Annotated in this window: 17 protein-coding genes; 12 read left to right on the plus strand and 5 right to left on the minus strand. The window is 54.4% G+C overall.

The window, feature by feature from the left end:
- Positions 1–47 precede the first annotated feature (47 nt).
- On the plus strand, positions 48–917 hold the full coding sequence (locus H7C19_RS19975; protein ID WP_185670960.1) for a carbohydrate ABC transporter permease: 870 nt from the start codon (positions 48–50) through the stop codon (positions 915–917).
- A gap of 52 nt (positions 918–969) precedes the next feature.
- Complete coding sequence (locus H7C19_RS19980; protein ID WP_185670813.1) at positions 970–2,610, plus strand: extracellular solute-binding protein; 1,641 nt, start codon at positions 970–972, stop codon at positions 2,608–2,610.
- A 274-nt stretch (positions 2,611–2,884) separates the two neighbouring features.
- Here H7C19_RS19980 and H7C19_RS19985 read toward each other — a convergent pair whose 3' ends face one another.
- Entirely contained in the window at positions 2,885–7,807 is a 4,923-nt protein-coding gene (locus tag H7C19_RS19985; RefSeq protein WP_185670814.1) for a cadherin-like beta sandwich domain-containing protein, read from the minus strand.
- A gap of 201 nt (positions 7,808–8,008) precedes the next feature.
- Here H7C19_RS19985 and H7C19_RS19990 point away from each other — a divergent pair, with 201 nt between their 5' ends.
- From H7C19_RS19990 to H7C19_RS20005, 4 genes are read left to right on the plus strand one after another with little or no spacing between them, the layout of a single operon-like run.
- Positions 8,009–8,470, plus strand: a complete 462-nt coding sequence (locus H7C19_RS19990) for a GNAT family N-acetyltransferase (RefSeq protein WP_185670815.1) — start codon at positions 8,009–8,011, stop codon at positions 8,468–8,470.
- A 28-nt stretch (positions 8,471–8,498) separates the two neighbouring features.
- Positions 8,499–9,014, plus strand: coding sequence for a phage tail protein (locus tag H7C19_RS19995; RefSeq protein WP_313731854.1), 516 nt, complete (start codon positions 8,499–8,501; stop codon positions 9,012–9,014).
- Between the two features lie 37 nt (positions 9,015–9,051).
- Entirely contained in the window at positions 9,052–9,549 is a 498-nt protein-coding gene (locus tag H7C19_RS20000; protein WP_185670817.1) for a phage tail protein, read from the plus strand.
- Between the two features lie 12 nt (positions 9,550–9,561).
- The gene (locus tag H7C19_RS20005) at positions 9,562–10,098 is read left to right on the plus strand and encodes a phage tail protein (protein ID WP_185670818.1); all 537 of its coding nucleotides are present in this window, start codon (positions 9,562–9,564) and stop codon (positions 10,096–10,098) included.
- Positions 10,099–10,373: 275 nt separating this feature from the next.
- Here the strand turns inward: H7C19_RS20005 and H7C19_RS20010 are convergent, their stop codons facing one another.
- From H7C19_RS20010 to H7C19_RS20025, 4 genes are all read right to left on the minus strand, one after another.
- Positions 10,374–11,093: an ABC transporter ATP-binding protein gene (locus H7C19_RS20010; RefSeq protein ID WP_185670819.1), complete on the minus strand. Its 720-nt coding sequence runs from the start codon at positions 11,091–11,093 to the stop codon at positions 10,374–10,376.
- On the minus strand, positions 11,086–12,396 hold the full coding sequence (locus H7C19_RS20015; protein WP_185670820.1) for a hypothetical protein: 1,311 nt from the start codon (positions 12,394–12,396) through the stop codon (positions 11,086–11,088). Before H7C19_RS20015 ends, H7C19_RS20010 begins: the two co-directional genes overlap by 8 nt.
- 19 nt (positions 12,397–12,415) lie before the next feature.
- Positions 12,416–13,180: a hypothetical protein gene (locus H7C19_RS20020; RefSeq protein ID WP_221469353.1), complete on the minus strand. Its 765-nt coding sequence runs from the start codon at positions 13,178–13,180 to the stop codon at positions 12,416–12,418.
- Positions 13,181–13,263: 83 nt separating this feature from the next.
- The gene (locus H7C19_RS20025) at positions 13,264–13,647 is read right to left on the minus strand and encodes a GntR family transcriptional regulator (protein ID WP_313731855.1); all 384 of its coding nucleotides are present in this window, start codon (positions 13,645–13,647) and stop codon (positions 13,264–13,266) included.
- Between the two features lie 600 nt (positions 13,648–14,247).
- Here H7C19_RS20025 and H7C19_RS20030 point away from each other — a divergent pair.
- From H7C19_RS20030 to H7C19_RS20055, 6 genes are all read left to right on the plus strand, one after another.
- Positions 14,248–14,403 carry a hypothetical protein gene (locus tag H7C19_RS20030; RefSeq protein ID WP_185670822.1) on the plus strand — a complete coding sequence of 52 codons (156 nt, stop codon included), beginning with the start codon at positions 14,248–14,250 and terminating at the stop codon, positions 14,401–14,403.
- Positions 14,404–14,687: 284 nt separating this feature from the next.
- Positions 14,688–15,356, plus strand: a complete 669-nt coding sequence (locus H7C19_RS20035; protein WP_221469354.1) for a D-sedoheptulose-7-phosphate isomerase — start codon at positions 14,688–14,690, stop codon at positions 15,354–15,356.
- The gene (gene larC2 / locus H7C19_RS20040; protein ID WP_185670824.1) at positions 15,340–15,834 is read left to right on the plus strand and encodes a nickel pincer cofactor biosynthesis protein LarC2; all 495 of its coding nucleotides are present in this window, start codon (positions 15,340–15,342) and stop codon (positions 15,832–15,834) included. Before H7C19_RS20035 ends, larC2 begins: the two co-directional genes overlap by 17 nt.
- Positions 15,831–16,136 (plus strand): hypothetical protein, encoded by a 306-nt coding sequence (locus H7C19_RS20045; protein WP_185670825.1) that lies wholly within the window; start codon positions 15,831–15,833, stop codon positions 16,134–16,136. Before larC2 ends, H7C19_RS20045 begins: the two co-directional genes overlap by 4 nt.
- Before the next feature lie 329 nt (positions 16,137–16,465).
- Complete coding sequence (locus H7C19_RS20050) at positions 16,466–17,503, plus strand: LacI family DNA-binding transcriptional regulator (RefSeq protein WP_185670826.1); 1,038 nt, start codon at positions 16,466–16,468, stop codon at positions 17,501–17,503.
- A gap of 750 nt (positions 17,504–18,253) precedes the next feature.
- Positions 18,254–19,372: an SGNH/GDSL hydrolase family protein gene (locus H7C19_RS20055; RefSeq protein WP_185670827.1), complete on the plus strand. Its 1,119-nt coding sequence runs from the start codon at positions 18,254–18,256 to the stop codon at positions 19,370–19,372.
- Positions 19,373–19,400 lie beyond the last annotated feature (28 nt).

The following is a 19,400-nucleotide window of genomic DNA, read 5'->3' on the forward strand; positions in this document are numbered from 1 at the left end:
GGGCGAGAAGGTTGAAAAAGAAGCGAAGCGAAAGCGCGGGCTCCCGAATGTTCGACGCGATCAATATCCTCGTCATGGCCGTCATTCTGGTTGTTGTGCTTTATCCCATCTTGAACATCATCGCCACTTCCCTGAGCAGTTCCCGCTTCATCTCCTCCGGGAGCGTCACCGTTTGGCCGAAGGGCATTACCTTGCAAGCCTATCGGGACGTCTTCAAAGACCCGTTTATTTACAAAGGGTACTTGAATTCCATTCTCTATGCCGTCGGCTCCACCGGCATCATGCTGATCTTTACCTCCTTGATGGCGTATCCGCTTACGGTGTCGGGGTTTATCGGGAAAAAATTTTTTACGGTATTTCTCATGATTACGATGTTTTTCAGCGGAGGGCTTATCCCGACGTACTTGCTGATGCGCAGCCTGCACCTGCTGGATACGGTCTGGGTGATGATCATTCCCGGCGCGGTCGGCGCCTATAACGTGTTCTTGTTCCGAACCTTCTTCTCCAACATTCCGGCCGAGCTGAAGGAATCCGCGCTTATCGACGGAGCCAACGACCTCGTGGTTCTGTTCAAAATTATTTTGCCTTTATCGAAAGCGCTGCTTGCGACCTTTGCTTTATTCGGCTTGGTTGGAAGCTGGAACAGTTGGTTCGAAGCCTTGATCTACTTGAGAGACCAGGACAAGTATCCTTTGCAGATGATCCTCAGAAACTACTTGTTTGCGTTGGATACAAAGGCGATTCAAGGAAGAGTCGGGGCCGGCAACGTGGCGATCAACGGGCCGGGAGCGACGCTGGATCCTAAAGCCATTCGAATGAGCGTCATCATTATTACGATGTTCCCGATTATGGCAATCTATCCTTTTTTCCAAAAGCACTTTACCAAGGGCGTATTCGTCGGAGCTATTAAGGGCTGACGGATCGAGCTTGGACGAACGAACCGATCGATGATTCCAGGAGGGAAATTCCATGAAGAACAAAGCGAAGATCGCGAGCCTCGCCGCCGCCTCGTTGCTGGCCTTGGCCGTGGCAGGCTGCCAATCGTCGGATCAAGACGCCGACGGCAGCGGATCCCCGGCAGGCGAAAGCGGAGGGACGATCAGCTTCTCGGTCACGCTGCCATCCGGCGGCGTAGACGACGTGAACAGCATGGTCGGCAAAGAATGGCTGAAACAAATGGAAGCCAAGATGGGCAAGAAGATCGACATCAAATACAATTACATTCCTTCCTCCGAGTACGACGAAAAGGTCAAGCTGATGATCGCGAGCGACGACTTGACCGACTTGTTCGTCACTCCCTTGTTTTACGATACGACGGACATGGCCAAGCAGGGCCAAATTTTGGAACTGAGCCCGTACGAGAAAGACATGCCGAACTACATGAACTATTTGAGCCAGGTGAAAAACGGATTGGCGCGCGTCACGAACGCCGACGGCAAGATGTATTATTTCAAAGAAACGTCGAGACCCCGGTTTCCCGCCGACAGCGGAATGCTGGTCCAGAATACGTCCTCGTACCGCTACGATCTGTTCAAGGCCAACAACATGGACATTCCGCGGACGCTCGACGAATTTTACGAGGCGGCCAAAAAGCTGAAGCAGCTGTACCCGAACAAGTATCCCGTCAACACGAGATGGAACGATCTTCGTTCCTTATTCTCGGCGAGCCATATCCGAGCCGATATTTTCTGGAACGGAAGCAAGTACGAGTACGGCGTGCTCGGCGACGGCTACAAAGACGCGCTGCAATTCGCGAACAAGCTCTACTCGGAGAAGCTGCTGGATCCCGAATATACGATCGATACGGACGATACGCTGAAGAAAAAAGCGTTGAACGGCGACAACTTCATGTGGATGGCCGATTGGTTCACGCTTCCGGGCGATTATACGAGAACCGCTGACGACGGCAAAATTTTCGCCGTTTCGTTGTATCCGAGCAACCCGAAATACGGGACGGCGTGGCAGGAAGTGGCGAATGTCAACACGCCGGACTGGGGCTGGGCGACTTTCTGCATCAGCGCCAAAGCAAAAAATCCGGAGGAGCTCATCAAGTTTATCGATGCGCAATATTCGGACGACATCACGAGGCTGGTGTCTTGGGGCATCGAGGGAACCACCTACGCCATCGGCGACGACGGCAATCCGACCTTCGTGGATTCGATCAAAAACGCGAAGGATCCGTGGGTGGAAGGAGACAACTACGGGATGCGGGCGAGCAAAAAGCATAATCCCGGCCTGCAGATGTCGATCGATTCCACGGCGTTCGTAGATTTCGCCCCGAACGACTATACCGTGTTCGACGGCAAATTCGAAGAAGTGCCCATCGAAAAGTCGCCGTTTATCCGCAGCTTGCCCATGCCTCGCAACGCGTACATTCCGTCATGGTTCGAAGAGCCGGCTATTCAATTTACGCCGGACGAAAGCCAGCAAATTTCGGAGATCATGAACCCGGTCAAAACGTTCGTTACCGAAGAGCAGGCCAAATTCGTATCCGGCAAGAAAAACTTTAACGATTGGTCCAAGTTTATCGACAAGGTCCAAAAAACGGGCGACATCGAAAAAGTGCTGAAGATATACAACGATGCCGCGCAAAGAGTTCTGTCCAAATAAAAGGGAAGACGACGGGCGGTCCCTCCGTCATGCTTGGCGGCGGAACGTGCTGCAAGCGCTGGACATGATTTAATCTGGCGTTCATCGTAACCGGGTTTAATCGAGCCGCTGACCGGGCGGGAACTCGTGAACGGTCTTCTCCTTGCCGATCAAATGAACGCTTGCGGGAACCGGCGAACGGGATGCAAGGAGACAATCTAGACGCGCAGTTCGGCAGACAGCAAAAGAACGGTCCTTCGGGCTTACGCCCGGGGACCGTTTTTTGTTTCTTGCTTTACTTCGAAGTCCAGTATTCATTTCCGGTGCCGTTGGCCGGGACCGAATAGTCATGGGTGACAGATGCTTCCAAGATGTCTTTGTAAGCCCAGAAATCAGTGCTGATATCCTTCCACGGCGAGTCGACTTCTTGATTATTAGCCGAGCGGCCAAGCGCCCGGTTAAGGATCTTCACGGCTTCGGCTCGGGTCACGGCCTGATTCGGCCGGAACGTATCATCCGAGTAGCCGGATACGTACCCAAGCGATTCGACAGCAACAATGGCAGCTCGAGCCCAATGCTTGCCGATATCGGTAAACGAACTCTTCCCGGCGGTTGAAGTGTCCAATTTCTTTATTTTGATCAGAAGAGAGGCCAACTCAGCTCTTGTAACGGGGGCATTCGGATGGAACGTACCGTCCGGATATCCGTTGACGATAGACAGGCTGGAGAGTTTGCTGATCGCGTCTTTGGCCCAGTAAGCTGCAGGCACATCTTTGAAGGCAGCGGCTGAAGGACCAGCGGTGCCGTCCGGAATGATCCGCGCGAGGATGGTTGCCAGCTCGGCCCGTGTCAGGCTGCGGTTCGGTTTGAAGGTTCCGTCGCCATAACCGCTTATATAAGCGGAGTGGGTACCTTTATCAGCCAAGTTCGGATCCATGGCATAGTCCATCTGAACGATCGTCTGACCGACATGGATGATGCCATTGCGAATGTAGCTGGAATCCCCTTGTTGTTCATTGCGCAGATCCTTCCGGCTGTCGTATACGACATAGCCGTTCTTCTCGGCAATCATATAGTAGTCGCCATCCGGGTAGACCATCCACCCGTATTCGCCCGCAGCCGTGGTCACCTGTGGATTATGGTTCTGGTTAGGGGTCATGTCGGGCAGCTCCGGGAGAGATACGGCAGTGCCAGGCGTTCTGTTCTTGCTGCGATTCAGATCCGTATCCGCCCAATACAAGGTGGCGGTGGCTCCCGCAATCGGCTGTCCGGTCAAGCTGTCGGTCACGATGCCGAACGGATCGATAAGCTCGGTCGTGAGAGAAGCGGAACCCTTGGCATCTACAATAAGCACGGCCCTCTGACCGGCAAGCTTCTGGCCGTTCGGCGCGATAACGTTAAGGATAAGCGTGTACGTGCCCGCCGGTACATTGCGGAGTTGCAGAGTGCCTTTGTCGAAGATAACGGCGTCCGCCAGATTCAGTTTCTGGTCGGAATTCGTATGAATTTCTGCGGTAAATTTAACGCTGATGCCGATCCTTTTAAAGATATCAACGAGACTTCCGCCGCCGATACCGCCGATTTTGACTTCAACCGTTGTCGTTACGGTCGTAGTTGGGGGCGGCGTGCTCCCTGGAGGGGAAGCAGGCTGTTCCCGAGTAACGTTAATGGTGTACGACTGGCGCGTCGAGCCATCCTGCGCGGTCACCTCAATGACTATAGAGTTGACTCCATCGTTCAAGGCAATAGACTTTGCGGCGCCGCTGGGAACGTCGTCGCCATTGATCTTGATGGCGGCCGCAGTATCGGCTGCTGTAGCCGTTACATCCAAACTGTAAACGCTGTTGGCAACGGAAGCGGTATAAGCCGTCGTTCCGGACTCGAATGAAGGGCTAAGCAAACCTTTGCTAATCGTTAGATCGCTAAGATCTGCTTGAGCCGAAGCCGAACGAGTAACCGTAATCGTGTAGCTCTGCTGCGTCGTGCCATCCTGTGCGGTTACCAGCACGTTAATCGTGTTCGGTCCCACGGCCAGTGCGACGTTCTTGGCGCTGCCGCTGGCAACGTCGTCGCCATTGATCTTGATAGTGGCCGTAGAATCGGCTGCAGTAGGCGTTACATCCAAACTGTAAACGCTGTTGGCGACGGAAGCGGTATAAGCCGTCGTTCCGGACTCGAATGAAGGGCTAAGCAAACCTTTGCTAATCGTTAGATCGCTAAGATCTGCTTGAGCCGAAGCCGAACGAGTAACCGTAATCGTGTAGCTCTGCTGCGTCGTGCCATCCTGTGCGGTTACCAGCACGTTAATCGTGTTCGGTCCCACGGCCAGTGCGACGTTCTTGGCGTTGCCGCTAGAAACCGAGGATCCGTTAACTTTCACCGTTGCCGTGCCGTCGGCAACGGTAGGCGTTACATCCAGGCTGGCGGCGCTATTGCCGACGGAAGCGGTGTAAGTCGTTGTGCCGGATGCGAATGCTGGGCTTAGCGTCCCTTGGCTGATCGTCAGGTTGCTAAGGTCAGCATTCGCAGAAGCAGCTCGCGTTACTGTAAGGGAGTAGGTCTTCTCGGTCGTGCCGTCCTGCGCGGTTACCAGCACGGTAATCGTGTTCGGTCCCACGTCCAGAGCGATATTCTTGGCGTTTCCGCTGGTAATCGCAGACCCAGCAACTCTCACCGTTGCCGTGCTGTCGGCAACGTAAGGCGTCACATCCAGGCTCGTGACGCTGTTGCCTACAGAAGCCGTGTAAGCCGTTGTGTCTGCAGCAAAGGTTGGGCTCAGCGTGCTTTGGCTAATCACCAGGTTGCTAAGGTCAGCATTCGCAGAAGCAGCTCGCGTTACTGTAAGGGAGTAGGTCTTCTCGGTCGTGCCGTCCTGTGCGGTAACTAGGACCGTAATCGTGTTCGGCCCGACGTTCAGGGCGACGTTCTTGGCGTTGCCGCTGATAGCGGCAGACCCATCAACCTTCACCGTTGCCGTGCTGTCGGCAACGTAAGGCGTCACATCCACGTTCGTGACGCTGTTGCCAACCGAAGCGGTGTAATCCGATGTGCCGGAGGCGAATCCCGGACTCAGCGTCCCTTGGTTGATGGTTAAGTTGCTAAGATCCGCATTCGCAGAAGCGGCACGAGTCGCCGTAATGGTGTAGGTTTTCCGAGTCGTGCCGTCCTGCGCAGTGACCGTGATCATAATCGTGTTCGGTCCCACGTTCAGGGCAACGTTCTTGGCGTTTCCGCTGATAACGGTATCCCCGTTAATCGTCACCGTTGCCGTGCTGTCTGCAACGTAAGGCGTCACATTCAAGTTCGTGACGCTATTGCCAACCGAAGCGGTGTAATCCGGTGTGCCGGAGGCGAATCCCGGACTCAGCGTCCCCTGGTTGATGGTTAAGTTGTTAAGATCTGCATTCGCAGAAGCGGCACGAGTCGCCGTAATGGTGTAGGTATTCTGAGTCGTACCGTCCTGCGCAGTGACCAGAACGGTAATCGTGTTCGCTCCAACGTTCAGAGCAACGGTATATGCGCTGCCGCTGGCAACAGCAGTCCCGTTGATCTTCACTGTCGCCGTGCCGTCGGCAACGGTAGACGTTACATCCACATTGCTTACGCCATTGGCTACTGAAGCTGTGTAGGAGGTTGTGCCGGACGCAAATGCCGGGGAGAGAGTGCCAGCGCTGAGCGTTAAATTGCTCAAGTCGGCATTGCTGGATAGCGGTGCTGCCCGGGTTACGTCAATCGTGTAGGATTTAATGGTATTCCCATCTTGTGCGGTAACGAGTATGGTAACGGTATTAGATCCGACGATTAGCGGAACGGTTCGGGCGGAGCCGCTAGCCGTTGCGGAGCCGTTAACCTTAACGGTTGCGTTACTGTCCGCGATTGTAGGCGTTACATCAATGCTCGTAACAGAACTGCCTACAGACGCCGTATAGGAAGTCGTCCCTGCGCTGAAAACAGGAGTGAGCGTACCCGAACTAATGGATAATCCGCTCAGGTTGGCGTTGCTCGATGCCGCGCGCGTAACGGTTAGGGTGTAAGTCTTGGTTGAAAGTCCATCTTGGGCTGTAACGACGACAGATATCGTATTGCTTCCCGTATTAAGAAATACGGATTGGCCGGCTCCGCTGATAACGGCAGTTCCGTTGACGGTAATGGAAGCATTGACGTCCGCAGAAGTCGGAGTGACCGTGATGGAATTCGTCGCATTGCCGACGGATGCCGTGTAGGAGATCGTTGCGCTGTTGAAGTTAGGGGTCAATGTTCCGCTGCTGATGGACAACGCGCTAAGATTGGCATTCGCATCAAGATCCTGGGTCAGCAAAGTGCCACTGTCGCCAAGGGCAATAACTTTGCCATGTACTGACTTGATTCCGTTTAGCGCAGACGTTGTGCCTGACGTCTCGGTTGTCCATGCGATTCCGTCACCGGAGACCGTAATCACACCGCCAGGCCCTGCGGCACTGAATTTATTACCGCCGAAAGTAATGCCGTACAACGCAGTTACCGCACCCGGAAGGGTGCGCGGCGTCCAGGCAATGCCGTCCGTAGAGGTATAAGCCTGATTGGACTCCCCCACTGCAACAAACAAGCCTCGTCCGTAGGTAAGGCTAAACAAGTTTGTTCCCGTACCGCTCGTTTGGAGCGTCCACGTTGCCGCATTCGTAGAGGTATAGATTTTGCCGGAATCGCCGACTGCAACGAATAATGAGCCATTATAAGCGACACTGTTAAAGTCTACGCCTGCGGGTCCATAATTGGTCCAGCTGGCGCCGTCGTCGGATGATACGAGAATGGTCCCTTGCCAACCTACGACAACCGCTTTGCCGGCTCCATAGGCGGAGCCCCATAAATCCCGATTCACGACTGCCGAAGTTCGGGCGGTCCATGATCCTGGAGCGGCGTTAGGAGACGTCGTGATTTTCCCATCAATCCCTGCCAGAATCCAGGAAGTTCCGGTATAGAGCGCCGTGTAATAAGTTGCGCCGTTACTCGCGCCCGGAACCGTTTGCTTGGTCCAGGTTGTGCCGTCTGGGGAGGTGGAATAATCGCCTTGCGAACCTGTGGCCAGAAATTGCCCCCCTCCGTAATCGGCAGCATACAACGGATTCGTATGCCCTGACGTCCGGGGCGCCCATGTGCTTGCCGCAGACGCATCAGGCGTCCATGCGCCGAGACCAAGAGATGCAAAAACAAGCAATCCCGCAACCAGCAGGACCGCCATCCTCCTCATGTTACTTCTCCCTTTTCTACTGCTCATAATTTTCTCCTATCTATAGTTAAAATTAACTAGAACGATGTAATTAAATAGTAGCGTAATAATGAAATACCGTAAATTAAAAAATGGAAATAATTAATAGGCATATGATATGATCGAGTTGAATCGACATATTTCTCCAAGCCCTGTTTTGAAGGATGGGTGAGTATGGAACTAAGAGCCGCCGGTCTACAAGACGAGAAGTTTCTGTATGAGCTTTATGCCTCAACCAGGGAACAGGAATTGCAAGCATGGGGTTGGGATGAAGCGGCTCGGAGTATGTTTATTGAGATGCAGTGGAGGGCGCAAAGAGCCTCTTATTTGGCCTATTATCCCGGAGCTGAAGATTTTATTATCTGGCTTGGAGAAGAAAGGGCCGGGAGACTCTATGTATCTAGGTGCGCCGATCGAATCGTCTTGGTAGACATCGCCCTTTTGCCGCGACACTGCAACAAGGGTTTGGGCAGCCGGCTCTTGGCCGATCTTCAAGAGGAGGCAGCCCGAACAAGATTACCGGTACAATTGAGCGTTCGAATGGATAACCGGGCCAAGCATTGGTATGAGCGCATGTCCTTCACGGCCACCGAAGAAGACGGTTTGTATGTGCGCATGGAGTGGACGATGTCTTAGCCTTGGCAGTCTAAACTTACTTTAAGAGGTGATTGGGTTGAGCGAGAGGTACTTGGGGGAAATTCGATTGTTCGGCGGCAATTATGCCCCGGAAGGATGGGCGCTTTGCGACGGCAGGATACTTGATATTTCAAACAATGAAGTGCTGTACACCTTGCTTGGAACTACATATGGGGGAGACGGCGTCTCGACATTCGGTTTGCCTGACCTGCGAGGAAGGGTTCCGCTGCATTATAGCTCGACTTATCCTCAGGGAACGTTAGGGGGTACTGAATCTGTCACGCTGACCAGCAATCAAATGCCGGTCCACAATCATCCGGCCGTTGCTTCCGGATCGCCTGGCAACATCGATAACCCCGCCAATGCCTATTGGGCGGCGGCTCCGTCCAACAATTACTCGGACGGGTCGGGTCAGACGCTTGTATCCATGAGTCCCTCCTCTCTGTCTCCGGTGGGAGGCAGCCAGCCGCATAATAATATGATGCCGACTTTAGCGATTACCTACATAATAGCTACTACGGGAATCTTTCCAAGCCAGAATTAAGCCAACTTAATCGTAGAATGAGGAGGAATTGATAATTATGGGAGAACAGTTCCTGGGTGAAATTCGCTTGTTCGCCATCGGATTCGCTCCGAGAGGCTGGGCGGATTGCAATGGGCAGATCATGTCGATTAACAGCAACCAAGCGCTTTTCTCATTGCTCGGCACCACTTATGGCGGCAACGGCGTCAGCACCTTTGCGCTCCCGGATCTGAGAGGCAAGGTGCCGGTAGGTATAGGGAGCAGTTATCCGCTCGGTATGACGTCGGGCGAAGCGTCCCATACGATAACGACGAATGAAATTCCGATGCATACCCATCAAGTCTCGGCTTCCAACGTCGCGGCTTCTTCGGTCTCGCCGGAGACTGCTGTGTGGGCAAGCTCTTCGAATCAATTCGCCGCCTCCGGTAATTTGGGGCTTATGAATGCCCAGGCCATAGGCAGCGCCGGAGGCTCGCAGAGCCATTCGAACATGCAGCCCTATTTGACTGTTCGCTATTGCATTGCGTTAAACGGAATTTATCCTAGCAGGAACTGAGGAGGAACGGACATGGCAGACGCTTATACAGGGGAGATTCGGCTATTCGGTGGCAATTATGCGCCCAAGAATTGGGCGCTCTGTAATGGCCAATTGCTGCCTATCTCATCGAATACAGTACTATTTAGCATACTGGGTGTCCAATACGGCGGCGATGGAAGAACCAATTTCGCTCTGCCGAATTTGAATGGCAATACCGCCATGGGACAAGGGGCTGGTCCGGGACTTACGCCGAGAACGGTAGGAGAGTCGGTCGGCGCGCCTGCGGTGACGCTGAACGTTAACGAGCTTCCCGCTCATACGCATCATCCGCAAGCGGTTGCCGCGCCGGGCAACTCGACGGCTGCTACAGGGAACTTGTGGGCCGAGACCCCCAAGCAAGGCCGGGGAGGCACTCAACTTCCGTTATATGGAGCTACCTCTAACGTGCCCCTTTCAGCGCAAGCTATTAATACGGCTGGAGGAAATCAGCCGCATAACAATATGCAGCCCTTCTTGGCCATGAATTATATTATTTGCTTATATGGGGAATTTCCAGTTAGACAATAATCTTCTTATAGACAGCAACCTTAGTTCGGTACTCCACCGGACTAAGGTTGTTACTTTTATTCTGGAATGAAATACTTTTTTTGTGCAAGGATTTCCTGATGCATATCCGAGAGAACCTGATTGAAGTAAGAGGGATAATGACTCGGAAACGATGATCAGGGAGGAGCTTCGTGCGCTCGGAGGCATGCGCCTCTTCGGCGACAGCGCCGGAGAATCGCGATTTGAGCCGCGCTGCTCGGCTTCCGCCGACGTTGGCGATCGACGCAACGCCTCGCTCATTCGGCCGGCCAAGAGAACGGATGGGAGGTCCTTGCGTTCCGGACCTCCAGCATCACGTCCGATAAGTTCAGGCCGCGTTCCCTCATGTCGTCTACGTAAATATCCGCGCGGATCAGCCCCTTGTGAAGGATGATCGCCCGGTCGATCACGTTCTCGATCTCGTCGATCAGATGGGTCGTCAGCAGCACCGTCTCTTCGCCGCTCAGACCTGCGATCATCCGATTCAACGAGTCCCGGCGCGAGAAGATATCCTTCCCGACGAACGGTTCATCCATGATCAGATAGTCCGCCCGTTTGGCCAGGCCGGCGCAGATCTCCAGCTTCATCTTCTGGCCTTTGGAGAACGTCCTGATCTTGCGGTTCGCCGGGAGTTCATAAGCGTCGACCAAGGAGGCATAGCGCGCCTGATCGAACCTCGGGAAGTAATCCGCCAGGAACCGGCCGTACTTCTCCGGCGTCAGATCGGGCAGATAGCTGCCCTCCTCCGTAATGAACGCGATCCGGTCATACTGCGCCGTGACCGGTCTTCCCTCGATCGTGATCTCCCCGTTCTGCAGCTCGCCGATGCCCATGATCGCTTTGAGCAAGGTGGTCTTCCCGCTGCCGTTCTCCCCGAGGATGCCGACGACTTCGCCTTTGGGGATCGCCAGGTGGTTCACGTACAGCAGGGCATTGCTCGCGGGATAACGCTGATCTACGAATTTCAGTTCAATCATGCTCTGTGCCTCCCGCCGCGGGAATCGATGCTACGCTCAGATTCGCGAAACGCCTATAATCCATCGAATCATAGCTGAAGCCGCCTCGCGAAGCCTGTCCGTAGATCATCTCCATATTGTCTTCATTCCGATCGGTGAGGAGCTCTCCCCGGTAGACCAGCTTCGACTGCGCGTAGACGTAGATATAGAAATGCTGCGGAAGCGCGAGATCGTACATAGGCGATGCGTCGGAAGTCCGCGCTTCGTGAATGTTCCGGAGGACGTAAAGCTTGCCGTTCCGATAGCTCATATAGTTGGTATCGCCATACCCCAAGTTGGCGCCCTCGGCAAGGTCCGCCTGGACGGTATTGACGACTTGAACGCCGCGGGAGACGTCGAAGCTCAGAATGAGCCGTCGACCTTCGCTCCCCCGGAAGCTGACGTTCAGCATGTCCTGCGCCGGATCGGCGTACGCTTCGTAATTCTCGACATACCCATTCGTCCCGGCGGGCTTCTCCCCCGGCCGGCCCGGCAAGTAGAAGTCGGGAACAGACGCCTCGCCGAGCAGCTTGCCGCTGTCGCTGTCATAGCTGCTGATCTTCAGCGTAGGGCCCTCGACCGACAGCAAGATCAGCTTGGCGCCGACCGCCTCGAGGCCGAGCACTTCGATGTGCGGCTGCTCGGGAGAAGCGTTGGCGTCGAGATTGATCTCTGCAACCTTGCGGGCGGCATACTGCTTGCGGTCCACCGCCGGCGGTAAGCCCCATTGGTGGAAGCGAAGCTCGTAGATGCCGCTCTTGCCCGTGAATTCGGCGGATACCGGCACCGTGAAGTACACCTTGTCGCCGACCTTGGCTACGCCGTATTCCGGCTGGTTGGCGAAGGTGGCGCTATTGGTCTTGCCGTTCGAGATCGCGGGCGTGACTTCCGCCGAACCGACGGGGATGAAGTAGGCATCGGGGTTCGTGAGTTTGTAGGAAGTAATCTCATAGGTGCCGATCCCGCTCACGTTGAATTGCATGTCGTCGATTCGTTTGGCCATGCCGGGGTTGTAAGTGTACATATCGGCAGATCTAGGCTGTTCGAAGATCGCGGTGTGTGTCGTCACCGTCCCCGCTTGCAGACGGAAGTTCGTCCGGTGATAGCCGTCCAACAGTTCCCCGCCGATCGCGACATCCCCGATGGCGTCGCGGCTGCCGGTCAGATCCTTCAACGCGAAGGTGCCGTTGTCTCTCATCCCGTAGGTTTGTACGGCGATGGCGATCAGGAGCGCGATCGCCGCGACGAATGCGGGAATGGCGGCGTGTTTCTTGAATTCGGCCATTGTCGTGGTCCCCTCTCCTTTAAGCGATGGCGCCTCTTCGGATCCATCTCAAGCTGTGCCATACGAAGTACCCGCTGAGCGCGAGGAGCAACAGGCTGCTCGGGTACAGACTCTTGGACGCCATGTAATGGCTGGCCTCGTTCAAGCGATAGACGAGGACGTTGTACAGAACCAGCCCTGCGGTGCCGACCATGACGAATCCCGCGTACTTCCGGCTCCGCTCGCATAAGACGCCGTAGTAGAATCCGGTCGCGATGACGAGGAGCATGCTGACGGACGACAGTAAGCGGCTGAAGTGAAAGGGCAGCAGCAGCCGGAAAAAGTCCGATCGTACGAAGGCCAGGAACAGCCCGTTGTGCATGATCATCTTGCCTTCCTGATAGGCGCTCGCGCGATCCATGACGAGCGCGTAGCCAAGCCGGATGCTGAGGAGCTGCGCGACGATCAGCAGCAGCAGGCTGACGAGGAAGACGAGCAGCTTGCTGAGATAGAGCGACTCCCGCCTGACGGGCAGCGTCAGGTACGTATAGATGCTCTTGCCGCCCCAGTAGCCGGCATAGATCGTCTTCAGGAAATATGCGCATAGCAGGAGCACCAAGAGAAAGAAGAGGAGCGGGCAGCCGGATGCCGCGTACAGATCCTCATATCGCGCATGATTCGCAAACACGTTGTAATCTTTGGCCGCCGCGTTCAACAGATAGAGCGGAGCCAAGAGCGCGCCGGCGCACAGGAGGGCGACGAAGCCCAGCCAGCGGCCGAATTCCCAATTCAACAGACGGTACAAGCCGCGCAAACGAACCACCTCTATTGTATTAAGTATATAGTACAAGAAAGGCGCAGAGGCCCGATGGAACCGTCGATGCGCCGTTAATCCCAATGCTCGCTGATCAATTCGACGACCGTCTTGAACGACAGCTGAATCTCCTTGGCCGATTCGACGAACGACTTCACCAGCTCGCGCGTGAGCTCGGCCTCGATGCGTCCCAGGATGGCGTCATCGACGTAGACGACGCTTCCGAGCGTGCTGCTGGTCCGTATGAATCCTTCATCTTCCATCAGCTTGAACGCCTTCTGAACGGTATTCGGATTAATGTTCAGCTGCGAGGCGATCTCCCGCCTGGACGGCAGTTTGTCCCCTGACAGCGCCTTGCGCAGCAGGATTTGCCGTTTCACGTACAATACCGCTTGCAGATAGACAGGTTCCCGGTTGTTCAGCTTGAGATCGTAAAAGTTCAACACGCCTACATTCACCCGCTTCCTCGCATGACTGTATTATTGCAGTAGTACAAAGAGGTTGTCAATGGGGATCGGACGGGGGACATCCGAATGAATTGGCGATTTTCTTTTTCACCGCATGATGATGCTCCGCTTGCGGCCGTTCAGCGCCGCGACGGGAACGGCGAGCTTCGATCGGTTCCATGCGAATTGATTGGATAAAGGGCGTCCGGTAGGACGCCCTCTCGTTCTCCTTATCATCTCCGTCTGCCATGACCTCAGCCGGACCGATCCTCTAGGAAATACATATTTCGGTGCCAGATTCAGAAGCGGGTCGGTGATCTGGGAGCTCTCGAAGCGTGAACCGAGATCGGCCTGCCGCTTTATTCAGAAGTAGAATGACGACGATCAGGCGCATGTTGGTGATGGTCATGATCATCGTGCTTATGATGATCGTGTTCATGATGATCGTGCTCATGATGATCGTGATTGTAATGCCGATCGTGCACAATCGTCAGGCGCGGGCCGTGTCCGTTCCCCTGAGCATCATCCTCCGTATACCCGACGACTGCGCGAAGCACGTTCGGACGCTCGTCCAAGTCCGATCAGTCGACCGGCATCCAGACGATCTATCAGATGCAATGGCTGGCGGAGAAGGCGAAGGAGAAGGGATGGAACGAGCGCGTTCTGGACCAATGGGAATACAAAGCCATCTATAACGAACGGCTTTTGGCGCGGGTGAACGAGCGCGTCAAGCTTTTGAGAGAAGGCAAATTGAAGGCGGAGGATTAAGTGCGTCTTCGTTCCGACCCGGCCGGTTCCCCCTCCCATCGACATCGTCGGGGCCTGAGACGCTTTCGCCGCGGCTTCGCTGTGCGCGCTTGGCGCCGGAGGTACGGGGCCGGAAGCGGTTGCCCTCGCCCATTGCGCGTCTTCGGTCGTCATCCGGAAGATCGGCACGGCCGGAACCGCCACCTGGGAAGAAATCAACGAGGTTCATACCGGATAGGCGATGACGCCAACGCCATTCGAAAGGGGGAACGAAAATGCTTTCCGATCGTCATATTGATCGTTGGTTGTCGGGATTGATCGCCAAATACCCGGATTTGTCGGCATGCCGAAACGATACCGAAGCGGGTTACCGCTGTCTGTCGAGAGCCTACCGAGCCGGAGGCAAGCTGCTTGCGTGCGGGAACGGCGGAAGCGCAGCCGACAGCGAACATATCGTAGGAGAACTGATAAAGGGGTTCATGTCCAAGCGGCCGTTGTCCGCGGATCGGCGCATAATGTTTGAATCCCTATTTCAGAAGGACGGCGCCTATCTTGCCGACCATCTGCAGGGGGCGCTGCCGGCGATTTCGCTCGTCAGCCATTCCGCCCTCGTGACGGCTTATTCCAATGATGTCGCGGCGGATATGGTATTCGCCCAACAGGTATACGGGCTTGCGAAACCGGAGGATGTCCTGCTTGCAATCAGCACGTCCGGAAACTCCGGCAATGTCGTTCGGGCAGTTCGGGTCGCGTGTGCGCTCGGGGTGACGACGATCGGTCTCACTGGAAGCAGCGGCGGCACGCTGGCTGATTTGTGCGCCGTGACGATCCGCGTGCCTTGGAAGTCGACGCCCGACATCCAAGAGCGCCATCTTCCGATCTATCACACCCTGTGCATGATGGTCGAACAAGACTTTTTCGGCGGCATGGACGAGGACGGACTCGAGGAGGATGGCGATGTTCGAAGAGCATAAGCGGGAGCATCGGGAAGGCGAAATGGTCATGCTGCAGACGAACATCGACGACATGAATCCCGAGCTCTGCCCATACGTGAGCGAACGGCTGCTCTCGGCGGGCGCCCATGACGTATTCTGGATTCCGATCCTGATGAAAAAAGGGCGGCCGGGTTTCTTGCTGAATGTCTTGACGAATGCCGACCGTCTGAATCTCATGGAGACCATCGTCTTCGAAGAGACGACGACGTTGGGCATGAGGTATATATGGACGGAATGCAAGCGGCTTGAGCGCCATTTGGTCGATGTCGAGACCCCCTGGGGGACGATCGGAGTCAAAGTCGGCGTCATGGGAGGGAAAACCGTTCAGTTCGCTCCCGAATACGCGCAATGCGAAGCGGCGGCCAAAGCGAACGGCATCCCTTTGAAAACGGTATTCGAGGCGGCGAGGAGAGCTTATCAAGACTCCGTTCGCGCCGAAGGGGGCGAGACGGGATGAAAGGCGATTCTTTCGCGGGGACGCGGGATTATCGGAAATACATCATTCCCCTGGTATTTCTTCATATCGCGGGCGCTTCCATGCTCGGGTCCGCGACCGACCGATTTCCTGCTTTGTGGGGGATGGGTTTGATCGCGTATACGCTCGGCAGCGGGAATATCCAGCAATGGTTGGGGAAAATCGACATGGGCCGGTGGGGATACGGACTCGTCGTTCTCTTTGCCGTTGCTTGGTTGGTAGGCTATGCAGGCTGGAAGAAGGGAGATAGCCGTTTGCTCCCCCGCCGGATTTATCGCCGATAATGGACGGAAGGCGTAAACCGCGTATGTTGCGTTTTTACATACGCGGTTTTTTTCTTTGCAAAAAATCTATCTCGCACAACCTGTTAATTAAAAAATTATCTAAATTTTAATTGTTGATTGAGTTGGGGACTCTATTGAAAGTTAACGATTTCATGCCGACTTCATTGTCCCATGTTATTGTAAGTTAAAAGATCGTAATTTCGTCGCGAGATTTGTCACATCGGTGTAATTGTTCTATACTAGTTAGAGAAAAAAGAATTAACGAAACGTACTGAAGATGTTAATATTTAATTATATTTCGATATAGAGCAAAGCGAAGGTGCCGAAGGATGGCTAAGAAAACGAAGAAAGTAACGTTGCGCGACATCTCGGAAAAACTGGGACTATCGACGGCAGCCGTTTCCAAGGCATTGCGCGGACATGAAGGGATTAGCGAAGCGACCCGCGAGCTTGTTCTGGAGACGGCGAGAACGATGGAGTACAAGGGCGTTCCGGAGCAAAGTCCGGATGCCGCGCCGAATGCGGTGGTCTTCATTATTGTGAATCGCCGCGAATTAAAGGAACCTCATACGATGTCGACCTATTATTTTATCGATAACGCTTTAAAGACGCATGGCTGCCAGGTAGCCATTCACGGCGTGCCGATCGATGGCGATGATCAGGCCATATTCGATTTGATCGAACGGGACAATCCGCTGGCTTTGTTTTTGTTCGGGAGATTTTCGCAGAAGTTTGCCGAGCAGCTGCAAGCAACCGGAAAAATTATGATCGTGATTGACCACGATTTTCCTTCAATGAACTTCGACGTGGTTTTGACGAACGATAATCAGGGGGCCTTTGCGGCGGTACGCCACCTGGTTCACCTGGGGCATCAGAGGATCGGTTATATCGGCGACAACAGCTTGTCTCCCACCTTTCACGACAGGTACAACGGATTTATTGACGCCATCCGATACTGGGGGTTGGAACTGAATGAAAAGCATATCTATGACCTGCATTTCATCAACTCCTTCGGCGATATCGACTACAGCCCCGTGATGGAACGGCTTGACGCGGACGACTTGCCGACAGCGTTTTTCTGCGCCAATGATCCGATTGCTTACATCCTTAGCAACGGATTAAACGCCAGAGGCATCAAAGTGCCGGAGGACGTTTCCATCGTCGGTTTTGACAATTTAGAATCGTCGCAGTTTCAATATCCGCCCCTGACGACGTTGGATTATCCCCGTGAACATATTGCTCAAACCGCTGTCGAACTGCTGGTCTGGCGGATGCATCATCCTCAAGCGCCGTGTCGCAAAATTCTGGTTCAGCCCCGTCTCGTCGAGCGTAAGTCGACCGCAATTCCGCACAAGCCTGCCCTCTAAGCGTAATCGTCAGCGCAGCAAGAGAAAGACGCCTCTACCCTTTGGTAGAAGCGTCTTTTTATTCTAATTGATGTTAATATTAACTAAAATATTAATTGACCTAATGTTATATTTGGATTAATATATAACTGAAATCGGTTAATCCAACACGCAAGAGGGAAAGAGGTGCAATCGTTGGACTTCGTTCAAGTGAACGCTGAGGGGTCCGGTTTCAAGGAGAAGGGCACGGGGCGACGATTTATTCCTTTCGGCTGCAATTATTTCGATCCGATGACCGGTTGGGCCCGCACCTATGGCAACTGTTTTCGCCGGAGCGGACAGAACGTCACTTCACATTGGGATCCGTACTCGGCGGAAGATCATGTTCGTCCGCTTCATGCGAGTGATCCGATGAGTTTTCGGAAGAAGTTCAGACGTTATGGTGCCGGTCGGTCGTGGAACAGGCAAGGGACTTGGCGAGCGGATGGATGACATGGGGCTATTCCGACGTGAATACGGCGATGGACGCAACCAAAAGGAGCGGACTGGTAGACGATAATGGACGGATTAAGAGGTGGGGAGACGCCTTTCGCGGGTTGGCCCCAACCGATGCGGACGATGCGGCTTCTCCGGTTGGTTAGCAGGTGTGCGCTTTTTCTAGCTATCGCGGTATTATTGTTATCCGGATGCCGGAACGAACCTCATCGCGAATCGGATCAAGCGGGGGAACGGCAACCGAAAGCAACCGCAATGAATTCGGAGGAAAAACAAATGGATAATCGGACGCCCGACAAAGACATGTTCGCTCAATCTTTGGTGAACCAAGGGGATGAGCGAAGAATCGTCAAGGCGATGCAGAAAGCGCTTCGGAAGGAAAAAGTAACGTTGGGTTTTATCGGAGGCTCGATTACGGAAGGAGCTTTGTCTACCTCCCCTGACAACAGCTACGTTGGCTTGATTGGAAAGTGGTGGAAAGAGCAGTTTCCGGATGCGCAGCTCCAAGCGATTAACGCGGGAATCGGGTCGACGGGCTCATTAATTGGAGTTCATCGCGTAGACCAAGATCTGTTGAAGTTTGAGCCGGATCTGGTCGTGGTCGACTTCTCCGTGAATGATGAGTACTCTCCCGGCCTGGCGAATCAGTACGAAGACTTGATCCGTAAAATTCTACAGTCGAAAAACAAGCCGGCGGTTATCTTGCTCTTCATGATGCGGCAAGACGGGACGAACATGCAATGGGCGCACAGCCCGGTCGGACTGCACTATGATCTGCCGATGGTCAGTCTAAGCAGCGGCGTATGGCCGCAAATGCAATCCGGCCATCTCAAGTGGCAGGACTATTATGCGGACGACGTTCACCCGAACGATGCGGGACACCGCTTGGTCTCTCAGTTGATCATCAACCGTTTGGAATCCGTCCGCAGCCATGTCGGTCAATCGGAAGAACCCGATCTTGCAAGCGAAGAGTTGCCGGCGTCCATGACCTCCGACGGCTACCTGCATACCGAGCTGCTGACGAGCGATCGCCTCGCTGTTTCTTCCAATAACGGGTGGGTCAAGGAAGAGACGGCTCGTTTCTCGCCGGGATGGATCGCGACAAAACCGGGACAATCGTTCTCGTTTACGGTAGAGGCTGCCAATATCGGGGTGATCTATGAAAAATTGAACAACGGAAGAATGGGTCGGGTTCAAGTCCAAGTAGACGATCTGCCTCCCGTGGAACTGGAGGGGCACTTCTCGGCGGATTGGAAAGGCTACCCGGCCGGAGAGCTTGTCGCCGAAAATTTGGACGAAGGCAAGCATAGCGTGACGATTACGTTCATGCGCGAGCACCATCCGGACAGCACGGGGGAATTATTCAAAGTATGTGCGATCATGGCATCTCGCTAATAGCATACGAGAATAGAAAAGGAGATAA

The sequence above is a fragment of the Cohnella nanjingensis genome, assembly GCF_014212125.1.
Lineage (GTDB): Bacteria > Bacillota > Bacilli > Paenibacillales > Paenibacillaceae > Cohnella > Cohnella nanjingensis.

Bases quoted from the DNA above. Each gene is read 5' to 3' on its own strand.
- H7C19_RS19975 (WP_185670960.1), top strand. From the start codon at position 48: ATGTTCGACGCGATCAATATCCTCGTCATGGCCGTCATTCTGGTTGTT.
- H7C19_RS19980 (WP_185670813.1), top strand. From the start codon at position 970: ATGAAGAACAAAGCGAAGATCGCGAGCCTCGCCGCCGCCTCGTTGCTG.
- H7C19_RS19985 (WP_185670814.1), bottom strand. From the start codon at position 7,807: ATGGCGGTCCTGCTGGTTGCGGGATTGCTTGTTTTTGCATCTCTTGGT.
- H7C19_RS19990 (WP_185670815.1), top strand. From the start codon at position 8,009: ATGGAACTAAGAGCCGCCGGTCTACAAGACGAGAAGTTTCTGTATGAG.
- H7C19_RS20000 (WP_185670817.1), top strand. From the start codon at position 9,052: ATGGGAGAACAGTTCCTGGGTGAAATTCGCTTGTTCGCCATCGGATTC.
- H7C19_RS20005 (WP_185670818.1), top strand. From the start codon at position 9,562: ATGGCAGACGCTTATACAGGGGAGATTCGGCTATTCGGTGGCAATTAT.
- H7C19_RS20010 (WP_185670819.1), bottom strand. From the start codon at position 11,093: ATGATTGAACTGAAATTCGTAGATCAGCGTTATCCCGCGAGCAATGCC.
- H7C19_RS20015 (WP_185670820.1), bottom strand. From the start codon at position 12,396: ATGGCCGAATTCAAGAAACACGCCGCCATTCCCGCATTCGTCGCGGCG.
- H7C19_RS20030 (WP_185670822.1), top strand. From the start codon at position 14,248: ATGCAATGGCTGGCGGAGAAGGCGAAGGAGAAGGGATGGAACGAGCGC.
- larC2 (WP_185670824.1), top strand. From the start codon at position 15,340: ATGTTCGAAGAGCATAAGCGGGAGCATCGGGAAGGCGAAATGGTCATG.
- H7C19_RS20045 (WP_185670825.1), top strand. From the start codon at position 15,831: ATGAAAGGCGATTCTTTCGCGGGGACGCGGGATTATCGGAAATACATC.
- H7C19_RS20050 (WP_185670826.1), top strand. From the start codon at position 16,466: ATGGCTAAGAAAACGAAGAAAGTAACGTTGCGCGACATCTCGGAAAAA.
- H7C19_RS20055 (WP_185670827.1), top strand. From the start codon at position 18,254: ATGGATAATCGGACGCCCGACAAAGACATGTTCGCTCAATCTTTGGTG.